Origin of the sequence: Saccharothrix longispora (assembly GCF_031455225.1) — a bacterium.
Taxonomy (GTDB): Bacteria; Actinomycetota; Actinomycetes; order Mycobacteriales; family Pseudonocardiaceae; genus Actinosynnema; species Actinosynnema longispora.
In genome coordinates, this window is sequence record NZ_JAVDSG010000001.1 from 1,485,691 (window position 1) to 1,500,596 (window position 14,906).

At 73.6% G+C, this 14,906-nt stretch carries 16 protein-coding genes; 12 read left to right on the forward strand and 4 right to left on the reverse strand.

Annotated elements, in window-relative coordinates; genetic code table 11:
* Positions 1-23: 23 nt before the first annotated feature.
* Both J2S66_RS06620 and J2S66_RS06625 read right to left on the reverse strand, forming a co-directional pair.
* Positions 24-350, reverse strand: coding sequence for a DUF6204 family protein (locus tag J2S66_RS06620; protein ID WP_310305022.1), 327 nt, complete (start codon positions 348-350; stop codon positions 24-26).
* Positions 351-421: 71 nt separating this feature from the next.
* Positions 422-1,540, reverse strand: a complete 1,119-nt coding sequence (locus J2S66_RS06625; RefSeq protein WP_310305024.1) for an NADH:flavin oxidoreductase — start codon at positions 1,538-1,540, stop codon at positions 422-424.
* A 113-nt stretch (positions 1,541-1,653) separates the two neighbouring features.
* Between J2S66_RS06625 and J2S66_RS06630 the strand changes: the two genes are divergently transcribed.
* The 3 genes from J2S66_RS06630 (at position 1,654) to J2S66_RS06640 (ending at position 3,689) form a co-directional block, all read left to right on the forward strand.
* Positions 1,654-2,265: a TetR/AcrR family transcriptional regulator gene (locus J2S66_RS06630; RefSeq protein WP_310305027.1), complete on the forward strand. Its 612-nt coding sequence runs from the start codon at positions 1,654-1,656 to the stop codon at positions 2,263-2,265.
* A 175-nt stretch (positions 2,266-2,440) separates the two neighbouring features.
* Positions 2,441-3,187 carry an ANTAR domain-containing response regulator gene (locus tag J2S66_RS06635; protein WP_310305030.1) on the forward strand — a complete coding sequence of 249 codons (747 nt, stop codon included), beginning with the start codon at positions 2,441-2,443 and terminating at the stop codon, positions 3,185-3,187.
* A 79-nt stretch (positions 3,188-3,266) separates the two neighbouring features.
* On the forward strand, positions 3,267-3,689 hold the full coding sequence (locus J2S66_RS06640; RefSeq protein WP_310305033.1) for an ATP-binding protein: 423 nt from the start codon (positions 3,267-3,269) through the stop codon (positions 3,687-3,689).
* Between the two features lie 143 nt (positions 3,690-3,832).
* Here J2S66_RS06640 and J2S66_RS06645 read toward each other — a convergent pair whose 3' ends face one another.
* Positions 3,833-5,296: a SulP family inorganic anion transporter gene (locus tag J2S66_RS06645; RefSeq protein ID WP_310314692.1), complete on the reverse strand. Its 1,464-nt coding sequence runs from the start codon at positions 5,294-5,296 to the stop codon at positions 3,833-3,835.
* Positions 5,297-5,763: 467 nt separating this feature from the next.
* On the opposite strand from J2S66_RS06645, the gene J2S66_RS06650 reads away from it, so the two are divergent.
* From J2S66_RS06650 to J2S66_RS06690, 9 genes are all read left to right on the forward strand, one after another.
* Positions 5,764-6,162, forward strand: a complete 399-nt coding sequence (locus tag J2S66_RS06650; RefSeq protein ID WP_310314695.1) for a MerR family transcriptional regulator — start codon at positions 5,764-5,766, stop codon at positions 6,160-6,162.
* Between the two features lie 864 nt (positions 6,163-7,026).
* On the forward strand, positions 7,027-8,094 hold the full coding sequence (locus tag J2S66_RS06655; RefSeq protein ID WP_310305035.1) for a ParB N-terminal domain-containing protein: 1,068 nt from the start codon (positions 7,027-7,029) through the stop codon (positions 8,092-8,094).
* A 99-nt stretch (positions 8,095-8,193) separates the two neighbouring features.
* On the forward strand, positions 8,194-8,736 hold the full coding sequence (locus J2S66_RS06660) for a GtrA family protein (protein WP_310305038.1): 543 nt from the start codon (positions 8,194-8,196) through the stop codon (positions 8,734-8,736).
* Positions 8,737-8,876: 140 nt separating this feature from the next.
* The gene (locus J2S66_RS06665) at positions 8,877-8,996 is read left to right on the forward strand and encodes a lasso RiPP family leader peptide-containing protein (protein ID WP_310305041.1); all 120 of its coding nucleotides are present in this window, start codon (positions 8,877-8,879) and stop codon (positions 8,994-8,996) included.
* 174 nt (positions 8,997-9,170) lie between these two features.
* Entirely contained in the window at positions 9,171-10,844 is a 1,674-nt protein-coding gene (locus J2S66_RS06670; protein WP_310305044.1) for an asparagine synthase-related protein, read from the forward strand.
* Entirely contained in the window at positions 10,841-11,290 is a 450-nt protein-coding gene (locus J2S66_RS06675; RefSeq protein WP_310305047.1) for a lasso peptide biosynthesis B2 protein, read from the forward strand. Before J2S66_RS06670 ends, J2S66_RS06675 begins: the two co-directional genes overlap by 4 nt.
* Complete coding sequence (locus tag J2S66_RS06680) at positions 11,271-11,528, forward strand: lasso peptide biosynthesis PqqD family chaperone (protein ID WP_310305050.1); 258 nt, start codon at positions 11,271-11,273, stop codon at positions 11,526-11,528. The genes J2S66_RS06675 and J2S66_RS06680 overlap by 20 nt, the downstream gene beginning before the upstream one ends.
* Before the next feature lie 314 nt (positions 11,529-11,842).
* The gene (locus J2S66_RS06685) at positions 11,843-13,048 is read left to right on the forward strand and encodes a serine/threonine-protein kinase (RefSeq protein ID WP_310305053.1); all 1,206 of its coding nucleotides are present in this window, start codon (positions 11,843-11,845) and stop codon (positions 13,046-13,048) included.
* A 154-nt stretch (positions 13,049-13,202) separates the two neighbouring features.
* Positions 13,203-13,397 (forward strand): hypothetical protein, encoded by a 195-nt coding sequence (locus J2S66_RS06690; protein WP_310305056.1) that lies wholly within the window; start codon positions 13,203-13,205, stop codon positions 13,395-13,397.
* 95 nt (positions 13,398-13,492) lie between these two features.
* On the opposite strand, the gene J2S66_RS06695 is transcribed toward J2S66_RS06690, so the two are convergent.
* On the reverse strand, positions 13,493-14,728 hold the full coding sequence (locus J2S66_RS06695) for an ArsB/NhaD family transporter (RefSeq protein ID WP_310314698.1): 1,236 nt from the start codon (positions 14,726-14,728) through the stop codon (positions 13,493-13,495).
* Positions 14,729-14,906: the final 178 nt, after the last annotated feature.

Sequence of the window (14,906 nt, forward strand, 5' to 3'; positions counted from 1 at the left end):
CGGTGAACCCGCGGTGGCCGCCCTCAGCGGCGGCGGACCTTGATCAGGTCGACGTCGGTGGCCGTGGCGCGCAGGTCGCGGAAGTCCACGCCGTACGCCTCGACGGCCCGTGCGGCGAGGACGAGGCCCCGGTCGCAGACCCGGCGATCGGTGGCCTCGACCTCGGCGCGCAGTTGGACGCGGAAGCTGAAGAAGTCCAGCGACCGGTCGTAGGACAGCGCGCCCTCGTCGGAGAACCCGTTGGTCAGCACGTCGTGCCGGTCGGCCGCCGCCAGCAGCCTGGCGCGGCCGGCCTCGTCCAGGTCGGTGAACCGGCCGCGCACCGTGACCCGGTACGTGTGCTCCGCCATCTGCGCTCTCCCGGTGGGTGGGGTGGGGCCGCCACATCGTCGGGGAACGGCCCGGGCCGCGCAACGGGATATCAGGTGAGCCGGGTGAGGTCCGCCGGGGTGAACGCGGTCACCTCGTCGACGCGGCCCGTGCGGACCTTCTCGGCCCACGCCGGGTCGCCGAGCAGGGCGCGGCCGACGGCGATCAGGTCGAACTCGTCCGCGCCGAGCCGCTCCAGCAGCCGGTCGATGCCGGTGGTCGACGAGGTCCTGCCGGCGAAGCTCTCCACGAACTCGTTGTCCAGCCCCACCGAGCCCACCGAGATGGTGGGGCGCCCGGTGATCTTCTTGACCCACCCCGCCAGGTTCAGGGTCGAGCCGTCGAACTCGGGCACCCAGTAGCGGCGGGTGGAGGCGTGGAAGACGTCGACGCCCGCGTCGACCAGCGGCGCCAGGATCGCCTCCAACTCCTGCGGGGTCCCGGCCAGGCGCGCGTCGTAGGCGTTGGGCTTCCACTGCGACAGGCGCAGGACGACGGGGAAGTCGGCGCCGGTGGCCTTGCGCACCGCGGTGACCACGTCGGCCGCGAACCGGGTGCGCGCCACCGGGTCGCCGCCGTAGGCGTCGGTGCGCCGGTTCGTGCCCGCCCACAGGAAGCTGTCGATCAGGTAGCCGTGCGCGCCGTGCAGTTCCACGCCGTCGAACCCGAGGCGCTGCGCGGAGGCGGCGGCGTCGGCGAACGCCTCGACGACCGCGTCCAGGTCGGCCGGGGTCGGGACCGGGCCGGCCTCGCCGAGCGGCGTGCCGTCGAGGGCCAGGCCGGAGGGCGTCAGCACGGGTGCGCCCGGGACCGGCGGCGCGCCGGGCTTGCGCGCGGGGCCGACGTGCCACAGCTGCGGCACGATCCGCCCGCCCTCGGCGTGCACCGCCTCCACGACGCGCGCCCACCCGGCCAGGGCTTCCTCGCCGTGGAAGCGCGGCACGTCGGCGCTCTCGCCCGCGCTGGGGTGGTCCACGTAGGTGCCCTCGGTGACGATCAGGCCCACCCCGCCGGCCGCACGTCGCGCGTAGTACGCGGCCACGTCCTCGCCGGGGACGCCACCGGGGGAGAACTGACGGGTCATGGGCGCCATGACGATGCGGTTGGGCAGCGTCAGACCGCCCAGGTCGAACGGGCGGAACAGTGGCGCGACGAACTCGGGCGCGGTCATGTGCTGGGTCCTCCGGGAGGCGCGGACAACAAGCGGAGCACGTGCTCCTCAACGACGCTAGCACAAGCGGAGCGGTTGCTCCGTTAATCGTCGCGGCGCAGTATGCTGTGACCGTGACCGCCGCCGACGAGCACGACGCCCCCGCCAGGCGCGGTCGCCGCGCGGACGCCGAGCGCAACCGCCTGGCGATCATCGAGGCGGCCACCGAGGTCCTCGCCGAGCAGGGCAGCGCGGTCGACGTGCGGGAGATCGCCCAGCGCAGCGGCGTCGGCATGGGCACGCTGTACCGCCACTTCCCGACCAAGGACGACCTGCTGGGCACGATCCTCGACCGCGAGTTCACCGCGTGGGCGTGCGCCGCCCGGCAGGCCGCCTCCGACACCGACGACCCGAGGGCCGCGCTGGAGGGCTTCTTCGAGCAGGCCCTGGCCAATCAGGGCCGCCACCGCGCCGTCGTCGAGTCCTACAGCGGCACGTGGCGCGGTCCCGCCCCGGACTGCACGCGCCTGCTCAACCCGGTCGTCGATGACCTGCGCGCCCGGGCCCAGGAGGCCGGCGTGCTGAGGCCCGACGTGACGACCGGCGACCTCACCCTCCTGCTGTCCTCGTTGACCCTGGTCGTGCAGATGACGGCGGAGCGCTTCCCCGGCGCGTGGCGGCGGCAGCTGCGCATCTGCCTGGACGGCCTGGGCCGCGTGGACGTGCCGCCGCTGCCCGCGGCGTGAACCGGCCGGCACCGGCCGCGGGCTCCGCGTCCGCACGGCCCGCCGCCGTCCGGCGGGTAGCTTCACCGGTATGGCGGAACAGGCGACGCGGACGTGACCGCCCGGCGTGGGAGACGTGCGTCACGACCCCGGTCGGCCGGGAGGCGGCCCGGCCCCGGCGCGAGGGAGCGGTCAGGTGGCTGAGGTACCGGTGGACCCGACGGTCGCGGGGCTGGTGAGCCGGCTCGACGACGTCACGAGCGCGCTGGACGAGTTGTCGAAGGTCCTCGACGAGGAGGAGGACCTCGCGACGATCATGGACCGGGTGTGCCGGCAGGTCGTCGCGGCGATCCCCGGCGCGGACATGGCCAGCGTGACGGTGCTGCACGCCGGCGAGCCCCGGACGGTCGCGCTGACCGGCGAGCGGGCCGCCGAGGTGGACCGGGCGCAGTACGGGGCCGGGGAGGGGCCGTGCCTGGAGGCGGCGCGGACGCGCGTGGTGCAGCGGGTGGCGGTGGCGGAGGTGCACGAGCGGTGGCCGGCGTTCGCCGTGGCGGCAGACGGGCTGGGCGTGGCCAGCTACCTGTCCGCGCCGCTGGTCCTGGAGGACGAGTACCGCGGCTCGCTGAACCTCTACAGCGAACGGACCCACGGCTTCCGCGAACTCGACGCCGCCCTGCTGGAGCTCTACACGACGGCGGCCGAGGCCGGGCTGCGCAACGCCCGCCGCTACGTGCGGGCCAGGCGGCAGGCCGACCAGCTCCAGAGCGCCCTCACCTCGCGCGCCGTGATCGACCAGGCCAAGGGCATCGTGATGGCCGTGCACCAGGTCGACGCCGAGAAGGCGTTCAACCTGCTGGTGGACCGGTCCCAGCGGGAGAACCTCAAGCTGCGCGACCTGGCGGAGCGGTTCGTCGACGACGTCAGCCAGACCGACGGCTGAGGCCACCGCGTCGAGGGGATTCGGCCGTTCACCGACGGGGTACGGACTACACGTCTTCAGCTGGGAGGGCGTGATCGGCGTGACAGTCGCAGAAGAGGGTGAGGTCGAGGCCAGAACCGTGGCGTTCGACCTCGCCGACGAGGTGCCACCACTGGTGGCGGTGCGCCGATGGGCGGGCGAGGCGCTCTCGGACCTGGGGGACGACGACGTGACGGACTGCGTCCTGGTCGTGACCGAGCTGGTCACCAACGCGTACGACCACGGCGCCGCGCCGCGCCGGGTGGCGCTGCACCGCGACCGGGACCCGTGCCGCATCCGGGTCGAGGTCCACGACGGCAGCCGGGGCCGGGTGCGGGTGGGTCGGTCCAGGCTGGGCGGCCACCGCGGCCGCGGGATGGTGATCGTGTCGCAGATCGCCGCCGAGTGGGGAGTGCGACAACAGGGCACGGGCAAGACCGTGTGGGCGGAGATCGTCTGCCAGGAGACCGACCGGACGAGGTGAGCCCGAGGGGTGTCCCGGGTCGAGTCGGACTCGAATGTCCGGTTGATCGACCCGACGACCCGGCGCAGCGGCTTGGGCGGCGCCGGGTCGGTCGGTCCCACTCCCGGAGCGTCAGTGGCTCGCGGTGTCAGTGGCTCGCGGTGTCAGTGGCTCGCGCTCAGCTCGCCGGTGAGCTTGCCGTGCAGGCGGGCGCTGTGCGCGTTGAGCCCGGTGATCTCGACGGTCTTGCCGCGCTGGGCGTACTTGGTCTCGATCGCGTCGAGCGCGGCGACCGAGGAGGCGTCCCAGACGTGTGCGGCGCCGAGGTCGATGACGACGTGGGGCGGGTCGCCGGCGTAGTCGAACCGGCCGACGATGTCGTTCGAGGAGGCGAAGAACAGTTCGCCGGTGACCTGGTAGACCACGGTGGTGCCGTCGGGGTCGGTGACGGCGGTGACCTCGGCGACGTGGGCGACGCGCTTGGCGAAGATGACCATGGCGGTGACCGAGCCGACCACGACGCCGATCGCCAGGTTGTCGGTGGTCACCACGCACACGACCGTGGTGACCATGACGGTGATCTCGCCGAGCGGCATGCGGCGCAGGGTCTTGGGGGCGACGGAGTGCCAGTCGAAGGTCGCGAACGACACCATGACCATGACGGCGACCAGCGCGGCCATCGGGATGTCGGAGACGAGCGGCCCGAAGGCGATGCACAGCACCATGAGGAACGCGCCGGCGAGGAAGGTCGACAGGCGGGTGCGGGCCCCGGACACCTTCACGTTGATCATGGTCTGGCCGATCATCGCGCAGCCGCCCATGCCGCCGAAGAAGCCGGTGACGATGTTGGCGACGCCCTGGCCGACGGACTCGCGGGTCTTGTCGGAGTGGGTGTCGGTGATGTCGTCGACGAGTTTGGCGGTCATCAGCGACTCCATCAGCCCGACCAGCGCCATGGCGAAGGCGTAGGGGGCGATGATGGCGAGGGTGTCCAGGGTGAACGGCACGTCCGGCAGGCCCGGCACCGGCAGTGAGGAGGGCAGCGCGCCCTTGTCGCCGACGCTCGGCACGGCGATGCCCGCGCCGAGGGTGATGAGGGTGAGCACCACGATGGAGACCAGCGGGGCGGGCACCACGGTGGTGATCCTCGGGAAGAACACCATCAGCGCGAGGCCGCCGAGGACCAGTGGGTAGACGGCCCAGGGGACGTCGCGGATCTCCGGCACCTGGGCCATGAAGATCAGGATCGCGAGTGCGTTGACGAAGCCGACCATCACCGATCGGGGGATGAAGCGCATCAGCCTGGCCACCCCGAGCGCGCCGAGCACGATCTGGAACACGCCCGCGAGGATGACCGCGGCGATGAGGTAGGCCAGTCCGTGTTCGTGGTTGAGAGGGGCGATGACCAGGGCGATGGCACCGGTGGCGGCGGAGATCATGGCGCGTCGCCCGCCGACCACGGAGATCACCACGGCCATGGTGAACGAGGCGAACAGGCCCACGGCGGGGTCGACCCCGGCGATGATCGAGAACGAGATCGCCTCGGGGATCAACGCCAGCGCGACGACGAGGCCCGCCAGCACCTCGGTGCGCCAGACCTTGGGGTCGCGCAACCAGTCGGGGGTCAGGGCTCGCAGGCGTCGGGACGCGGACAGGGCGGGAGAAGAGGACAAGGAAGCGGGTACCTGTCGTGCTCGGGCACACCCGCGGCAGGTCGGGGCGTGCGGTGGAAGACGGCGGTGCCGGGGTCGACACCCCGCGCGGGGCGGCCCGCAGAGGGCGGACCGGGGAGGGGAAAGCGGACTCGCGGAGTGGGAGGCAGGCGTGCACCGGTGGTGCCCGGGCTTGCTCCCGAGGGCCGGGCGCTACGGCGGACAGGCCGCCGCACCGGGTGTCATGGACTCGCGCACGCTCGTCTCCAGCGGGTTCGACTCATCACCGGAGGCGGCGCCGACCCCGACACGACGGCGCGGCGGCGGACAGCCGCCCTCGCCGCCGACAACTCTACCCTGACGTTAGGGTAGAGTTGCACGGGGGTGTGCCGGACATCTCGCGGACGACCAGGGCGGGGACACCGGTGGTGGACGACGGGCACATGCAGATCGGCGAGGTCGCCGCGCGCACCGGGTTGTCCCTGCGCACGATCCGCCACTACGAGGAGGCCGGTCTGGTCGTGCCCTCCGCCCGCTCCCAGGGAGGTTTCCGCCTCTACACCGAGGCCGACGTCGCCCGGCTGATGGTGATCCGCCGGATGAAACCCCTGGGTTTCACCCTGGAGCAGATGCACGACCTGCTCAACGCCACCAACCGCCTCGACGCCGACGGCACCCTCGACACCGGGGAACGCGAAGCCCTGCTGGAACGGGTGCGCCGTTACGAGCAGGCCGCCGTCGAGCAGATCGACAAGCTGCGCGTCCAACTGGCCCGGGCCGAGGACTTCGCCGCCACCCTGCGCGCCCACCTGACCCGGGACACCCCCGCCGGACGTCCCTGACCGGCAGTTGGCGGCACGACACCCTCGACCGGCCCGTCGGCAACGTCGGACGACGCTCGCACGACCGTGGCGTCGAGGTCGCCCTGCGGGGCGGCACGGGGATCACGGTCCGCGACTCGCTCGATCGAGTCATTGTCTTCGTCGCGCGGCACTACGACCCTGGTACCCGCGACAACATCCAGCGCGCTCCCACCGCGCGCACTTCCTCACCCGCGGCGCGGACGCGCCCCGGGAAGGCGGGACCGGGCTTCCCCGCGCGCCGCGCCGGCCGGACGCACCGCCGTGCCCCGGGGGTGATCGAGTCGTCCTCGGGGCACGGGAAACAGGGAGGAACCCCATGCGACCGCCGCACGCTCACCACCGGCCTTCTCGCCACCGCGCCGGTCCTAGCCGGTACCTCGGGACACCTCGGCCGCCGATGCCGCAGCCCGCGCGGAGACCCGGGACGGGCTGTGGGCGTGCCGGCACCACCCGGACGCGGTTGCGCACGACCGACCGGCGGCACGCCTCGTGATCGACGTCCTGCCCAGCGGGAGCAGCCTGCTCCGCCTCGTCCCGCGCCACCTTCGAACCGGGCACCTCGATCCCCGGGCAGCGCTCCGGGCGGGTCGCGGTGCCCGGGGCGGTTCCGCGCGGACGCCGTCGAGCCGGCGCGGTGACCTCGGTGCGGGGTCCGGGACCGTGACGACTGCCGGCTGTTCGAGCGTCGTTCCCGTCGCGTCCGAATCGGCAGGCACGGAGAACAGCGAGGCACGGGGAACAGCAGGGGGAGAACGGTGGATTTCGTCGGGGGGACGGGTGGAACCGGGACGACCGGGTCGGGGGGAGGGGGGGAGTCGCGGACCGGTCTCGGCGGAAGAGGTGTTGTCCGCCGTCACCAGGGTGCCGCTGGAGTCGCTCCGGGACGTGGGATCACCACGCGCCGAAGCGGCGAATCCGGAGCACGTGCGACTCCTCGCGGAAAGCGAGTCGCCGCTGCCGCCGATCGTCGTGCACCGCTCGACGATGCGCGTGGTCGACGGCGCCCACCGCCTGCACGCCGCCCGGCTGGGCGGCGCACGGGACATCGACGTGCGGTTCTTCGAGGGCAGCGAGCGGGACGCGTTCGTGTTCGCGGTCCGGGCGAACACCACGCACGGCCTGCCGCTCACCTTCGCGGAGCGGGGGGCGGCGGCCGAACGCATCGTCGCCACCCACCCGGATTGGTCGGACCGGGTGATCGCCTCGGTGACCGGCTTGTCGGCGCGGACGGTCGCGGGCGTGCGGGCGCGTTCGACCGAGGGCGGTCCGCGGTCGGACACCCGGGTCGGCCTCGACGGGCGCAGTCGGCCGCTGGACGCGTCGGTGGGCAGGTTGCGCGTGTGGAAGGTCATCCGTGAGCACCCGGACGCATCCCTGCGCGAGCTGGCGCGCCGGTCGGGCGTGTCCGTCAGCACCGTCCGCGACGTGCGGTTGCGGCTGGGGCGCGGCGAACACCCCGTGCCGGGCGGAGCGCGCACCCGGAGCGACGCGCCCGCCGGCGGGGAGCGCCGGCGGCTCGTGCCGGACGAGCGCGAGGCGTTGCTGCGCGAGCTGACCCGTGATCCGGCACTGCGGTTCAAGGAAGGCGGCCGGGCGTTGCTCCGCCGGCTCGTGACGCTGTGCCTGACGCCGGTGGAACGGGACGCGATGGTCGGGGCCGTGCCGGCGCACCGCGCGCCGCTGGTGGCCGACCTGGCCCGCGCGGCCGCGGACACGTGGCTCGACTTCGCCGCGGAGGTCGAGCGCCAGGGGCGGGCGAGCGGCGGGGAACCCCCACTCGGCCGGAACGCGCGGACACCGACCGGAACGGGTGAACCGGGTAGTCCGACGTGCGGCCGTTCCTCCCACCCGCGCCGGAGTCACGGGGAGTTTCGCGCGGGAGTCGTCGGCGATCGTCCTGTGTGCCCGTAGTGCCCTTGCCTTGTGACGATTACCCATTATGCTCACCCGGCCGGGGGATCGCTGGATAGGGGGGCGATCCACTAATCGTGCCGGGGCTAGGCTAATGCGGTGACATTGGTCCGCAAGGTGCTCGCACTGCTGCCCGTCCCGTTGCGGAAACTCCTGTTCAGGCACCGCGAACTGCTGAAGTTCCTGACCGTGGGCGGGACGACGTTCCTGGTCACGACAGGTGTCAACTACGCGCTCAAGTTCACCGTGCTGACCGCGAAACCCGTGACCGCGCTGATCGTCGCGACCATCGTCGCGACCATCGTGTCGTACGTCCTCAACCGCGAGTGGTCCTTCCGCACCCGGGGCGGTCGGGAGCGGCACCACGAGGCGGCGCTGTTCTTCCTGATCAGCGGGGTCGGCATCGTGCTCAACTCGGTGCCGTTGGGCGTGTCGCGCTACCTGCTCCACCTGGAAACCCCCGAGGTGTCCCTGGCTGTCCAGGAGGTCGCCGACTTCCTCAGCAGCATGATCATCGGCACCCTCGTCGCCACCGCGTTCCGCTGGTGGGCATTCCGCAGGTGGGTTTTCCCGCTGCGCGGGGAGCGTTTCCCCGACGGTCGGGCCACCGGACCCGAAGTCGATCTGGGCGAGGCCGCCTGAACGGCACGGCGAGTGCGCCCGTGCCGCCCCGGACCCTTGCCATCCCGTGCCGCCCGGCTTACGGTCTATTTCGTCGGGAATAATCCGTTTCCGATTTCCGATTGCTGCCGTTCTGATCGGCGGGTGATTGGGGAGGAATCATGGAAGAGGCCGCGCCGGAAAGCTACGAGCCGCCACTGGTGGTCGAGGTCGGCGACTTCGCCGAGCTGACCAACGGCATCGGCAGCCAGACCTGGGACACCGCCTGGCTCTGGGACTGAGGGCACGTGGTGAACCGCCACCGGCACGGTGGCGGTGAGGGGGCATTCGCGGTCCTCCCGGACCGCGAATGCGCCTTCGCCGTCGATGCGCTCATCCACGGGGCCGAAGTCCTGGCGACCCACGGGTCCGGCCGACCCCTGGTGGTCGGCGTCCTCGCAGGTGATCACCTCCGCGTGGTCACCTGTCGGGCCGGTGTCGTCGTGCTGATCGGCTTCTGCCCGCTCGACGACGTGCGGCTCGACGAGTCGTTCGGCCGGCTCACGGACGTGCGCCAGGTCGATCGGGTCCGCCTCCCCGGCAGCCACCACGTGATCGCCGCGTTCGGGCCCACCACCCGGGCACGCGGCACGGCGTCGAACACCCGGAGGCTGTTCCGGGGGGCCGACGCGGTGGCGAACCGGGCGGACGTGGTGGCCGCCGCCGCGAACGCCCCGCTGGACGAGGAGAGCGCCGCGTTGAGGCTGCTCTTCCCCATCGTGCCGCACCCCTTGACCAGCACCACGCTGTGGCGGGGGGTGACGGCGGTGCCGCCCGGTGACGCGGTCGAGTGGGGCCGCGACGGTGCTCCGACGACCTCGACGTGGTGGACCGCGCCCGACGCCGACCTGACGCTCGAAGAGGCGGCCGGGCCGTTCCGGGAGGCGCTGACCAGGACGATCCGGGACAGCGCCGCGGCGCACCCGACGATCAGCGCCGACCTGTCCGGCGGCATGGACTCGACGCCGATCGCCTACCTCGCGTGGCAGCGCAACGAGGACCTGACCGCGTACACCATGACCGGGCTGACGACCGAGGACGACGACACCGCCGTCGCGCTGAGCGCCGCCGACCGGATGCCGGGTGTCCGGCACGCGCTGCTGGACACCCGCGACCTGCCCCTGCCGTTCGAAGCCCTCTTCGACCCGCGGCCGTACCACGACGAGCCGTTCCTCGGGCCCTCGGGCGCGCGGGTGAAGCACATCGCCCGGTTGGCCGCGGCCCACGGCTCCACACTGCACTTCACCGGCCACGGCGGCGACGAGGTGCTCGGCAGCCCGGCTTCCTACCTGCACCGGCTGGTGCGCCGCAGTCCCCTGGTCGCCCTGGACCACATCCGGGGCCACCGCGGCCTGCGGCGGTGGTCGGTGCGCCAGGTGTGGCAGGCCGTGGCGGACAACCGGTCCTACCCCCGGTGGCTCGCCGACAGCGCAGCGGGTGTGGGACCGGCCGGGCCGCCCACGGGCGCGCGGTTGCCGCCGCCGAGCTGGCACCACCGGCTCTGGCTGGCTCCGTGGACCACGCCGGCGGGCCGGCACTCCGTGGTGCGGGCGCTCACGACGGCGGCGCACGAGGCGCGATCGCTGTCGCCCGACAGGTCCCAGCACATGGCGCTGGAGGGCATCCGCGCCGCGGGACGGGTGTCCCGGTTGCTCGGCCACCTCACCGGTGACGAGGGCGTCGGGATCGCCGTGCCGTTCCTGGACGACCGGGTGGTGGAGGTGGCCCTGTCCGTCCGGCCGCACTTGCGCGCCGGTCCGTGGGCGTTCAAACCGCTGCTCACCACCGCGTTCCGGGGCGTCGTGCCGGACAGCCTGATCCGGCGCTCCACCAAGAACGACATGGCCGAGGACGTGCACGCGGGCCTGCGCGCCCAGCGGCACCGACTCGCGGACTGGTGCGACGACCTCGTGCTGGGCAGCTTGGGCCTGGTGGACGCCGCGGCGCTGCGGCGCGCATCCCTGTCACCGCAGCCGCCCGGCCGGTTGCTGCCCGTGCTGGCCATGACCTTCAACCTCGAGTCATGGCTGCGCACGACCGGCCGTGACCGGTCGCGCGCCGTGCCCTCGGCGAGGGGTGACGACCGGTGAGGGCCAAAGCCACCGCCATGACCCGGACCGGCGGGATCGGACTCCCGCGCCGGCTGTCGGCGACGTTCGCCGTCTACGTCGCCCGCGCGCTGTCCACGCGGTCGCCCCAGCGCATCCGCCGGGTCCTGACCGCGCTGAAGCGCGGAGCCCGTCCCGCGACTCTCGACGAAGCGCGCGCCGCCCACCGGTCGGTGCTGGCGAGCAGCGTGATGGTCGCGGGCGACGGCTGCCTGCCGCGTTCCATCGCCGTGGTGCTGCTGTGCCGGGCGCGCGGCGGGTGGCCCACGTGGCGAGTGGGCACCCGGCTCCACCCGTTCCGGGCGCACGCCTGGGTCGAGGTCGGCGGTGTGCCGGTCGGCGAGCCGTCGGGCGTCGACCACTGGAGCCCGCTGATCACGATCGCCCCACCGACTGCCGGAGGTTCCCGTGGCACTGCGAGCCGGTGACGACATCACCACCACCCGGGCCGAGGACGGGGCGGTGGTCCTGGACGAACGTGCCGGGCGCTACTGGCAGCTCAACGCGAGCGCGGTAGTGGTCCTCGACCGCCTGCTGGCCGGGCAGAGCGCCGCGGAGATCGGCGAGCACATCGCGCGCACCCACGGGGTGAGCCCGGACGAGGTCGTCAAGGACATCGACGACTTCGTCGGGCAGTTGCGTTCCGCGGGTATCGTCACCGGCTGACACCGACCACGGGGCGGCAACCGACCCCCGGCACACCCACCGGGGGGCCCTGCGCCCGGCTCGTGCCGACGGTCACCCTGCGGGGCGTGACGATCGTCGCGGTCGACGCGCCCTCGGGCACCCGGCACCGTTCGGGGCAGCCGGCCGAGCAGGCCCTACTCCCGCCCGGTCCCGCGTCGAGGCTCGTCGTCGTCAGGTGGGCCCGCCGCGCCGTCGCCACGCCGGTCACCTCACCTGTGAAACGCGACCCGGCGCAGTTTGTGTCACCCGATCGGGGGGCATCCGGTGGTTCCGCACGGAATCACAGGAGAGGGGTGCCCGTGGTGGACCTGCTGGCCGGCCGCTACCGCCTCGACGGGCTGCTCGGCACCGGGGGCGTAGCCGACGTGCACCGGGCCTGGGACGCGCGGTTGGCACGCCACGTCGCGGTCAAGGTGTTCCGGCCGGGGGAGGACCTCGCCGCCGGTCGCCGGTTCGACGTCGAGGTGACCACGCTGGCCGGCCTGTCGCACCCCGCCCTGGTCGCGGTCCACGACGCCGGGCACGACGCCGGGCAGGCGTTCGTGGTGCTGGGCCTGGTCGAGGGCGGCACGCTGCGCGACCGCCTCGGGGACGGGCCGCTCGGGACCGGGGAGGTCCGGGTGCTCGGCGCGCGGCTGGCCGACGCGCTGGACCACGTGCACGCGCATGGCGTCGTGCACCGCGACGTGAAGCCGTCGAACGTGCTGGTCGACCGCGACGGCACCGCGTTCCTCGCCGACTTCGGACTGGCGCGGCTGGTCGACTCGACCCGCCTGACCCGCGCCGACCAGGTCGTCGGCACCGCCGCCTACCTCGCGCCGGAGCAGGTGCGGGGTGAGCAGGTCGGTCCGGCGGCGGACGTCTACGCGCTGGGGCTGGTGCTGCTGGAGTGCCTGACCGGGCGCCGCGAGTACGAGGGCGGCGACGTGGAGGCCGCCGTGGCGCGACTGCACCGCCCGCCGCGCGTCCCCGACCACCTGCCGGACGACCTGGCCGGGCTGCTGCGCCGGATGACGGCGACGGACCCCGCCGCGCGGCCCGCGGCGGCGTGGTGCGCACGGGTGCTGGCGGACGGCGCGTCGGAGGAGGACGACCCGGCGGAGGACGGCGAGCCCGTCCCGTCGTCGTCGCGCGCCCACGGCGCGCTCCTCGTGGCGGCCGGCCTGCTGGCCGTGGTGGGCACGGTCGGGTTCGCCTGGTCGTCCACCGGCACCGCCGGCCCCGGAGCGGAGTCGCCGCCCCGCACGAGCACCCAGCGGCCGGTCGAGCAGGCCGAGCCGGCCGAGCAGGCCGAGCAGGCCGTGGACACCGTGACCGTGACCGTGCCGGTGCCGGTCGATGTCCAGGCCCCTGGCGAAGCCCGGGCGCAGGCCCCGGTCGAAGCGCAGGCGCCCGTCCAGGGGCAGGCCCCGGCCGTCGTGCGGGCCCCGGCCGCGCCCCACGCGGACGGCCAGAACCCGGGGAAGGGACCGAAGCACGGCAAGAAGGACAAGCCCTGACCCCTGCCCCTCGACGGTCCACCCGCGCCCGCTCCCGGCAGCACGGCGGGGCGGCTGCGAGAGCGGCACCGCGCCCGCCGACGAGGCGGGAGCCGGTCGGAAAGGCTTTCCGGCCTCTGTGCCGCAGCATCGAACGGTTGTCCGACGTGTCCTGGTGGCCGTGCTCGCCGCGCTGACGGTCATCTGGACGTGGAACGAGTTCTTCCTGCCGCTGGTGCCGCTGATCTCCAACGAGAACCAGACCGTGCCGGTGGCGCTGGGCGTCCTCCAGGGGCAGCGGATGATGGAGCGACCGCGACCAGCGCGTCGGCCCTGCTCGGCCTGGTCCCGGCCGTCACGTTCTTCCTGATCTTCCAGGGGGCGCTGACCCGCGGCATCACCGCGGAAGCGGTCAAGTGAGGTCCGGCGGCGAGGTCGTCGCGCCCCGGGGGGAGCGGAACCGCGTCACCCGGTGAGCGCCAGCACCGCCCACAGCCCCGTCACCGACAGCACCAGCGAAGCGGGCACGGTGAGCAGGCCCAGCCTGGTGAACTCGCCCAGGCGGGTCGGGGTGCCGTGGTGGTGCAGGACGCGCCGCCACAGGAGGGTGGCCAGGGAACCCACGTAGGTCAGGTTCGGCCCCAGGTTCACGCCGATCAGCACGGCCAGCACGGTCGGGGTGCCGCCCGCCGCGGCGAGGGGGAGCAGCACCAGGATCGCGGGCAGGTTGTTGACGGCGTTCGCCAGCACGGCGGCGACGGCGGCCGCGCCGAGCAGCGCGGGCAGCGACGGGCCGGTGGGCACGACGTGCGCCAGCGCCTCCGCCAGGCCGTTGTCGACGACCGCGCGGACGACCACGCCGAGGGCGAGGACGAAGGCCAGGAACGGCAGGCCCGCCGCGCCCACCAGGGCGGGTGCGGTGGTGTGCCCCCGGCGCAGGGCACGGGTCGCCAGGAGCGCCGCGCCGCCGAACGCCACCCACGCCGGGTCGACGCCCAGCAGCGACGCCACCAGGAACCCGGCCAGCGTCAGGCCCAGCACCACCAGGACGAACACCGGGACTTCGCGCGGTGGGGCGGTCGAGGACGGCTCCTCGTCCGGCCGGAGCAGGTCGCCGGCGAAGAACCGGCGCAGCACGAGGTACTCGACCCCGACCGCGAGCACCCACGGCACCGCCATCAAGCCGGTGAAGTGCAGGAACGACACGCCGGTGGCGGTGAACGCGAGCAGGTTCGTCAGGTTCGACACCGGCAGCAGCAGCGACGCCGAGTTCGACAGGTGCCCGCACGCGTACACGTGCGGGCGGGACGGGACGCCCAGGCGCGCCGCCGTGGCCAGCACGACCGGGGTGAGCAGCACGACCGTCGCGTCCAGGCTCAGCACCGTCGTGACGGCCGCCGCCACGACGAACACCATCCGCAGCAGGTGCGTCGGCCCGCCCCGCCCGGCCCGCGCGAGCAGCACGCCGGCGGCGTGGAACAGCCCCTCGTCGTCGCACAGCCGCGCCAGCACCAGCACCGCCGCCAGGAAGCCCGTCACGGGCGCCAGTCGCAGCACCTCGTCGAGCGCGTCGGCCGGGTCGAGCGCCCCCACCAGCAGCACCACGACCGCCGCGGGCACCGCCGCGACCGCCTCGGGCAGCCCGCGCGGCCTCGCCACGGCGAACGCCAGGACCGCGAGCAGCGCGACGACGGACACCACCTCGGCCACGGCACGCCTCCCGGATCGTCCTCCCGGGAGGAGAGCCACTGCGCGCAGTGTCCCACCCGCTCCTGGTCACGCGCTCGCCGGCGGATCTTGTGAGGTCAGGCACATCCACCACTTCCGCCACAATTTGCTTGTTACGAATTACGGGCGATAACGGGCGGGGAGAGGGGAA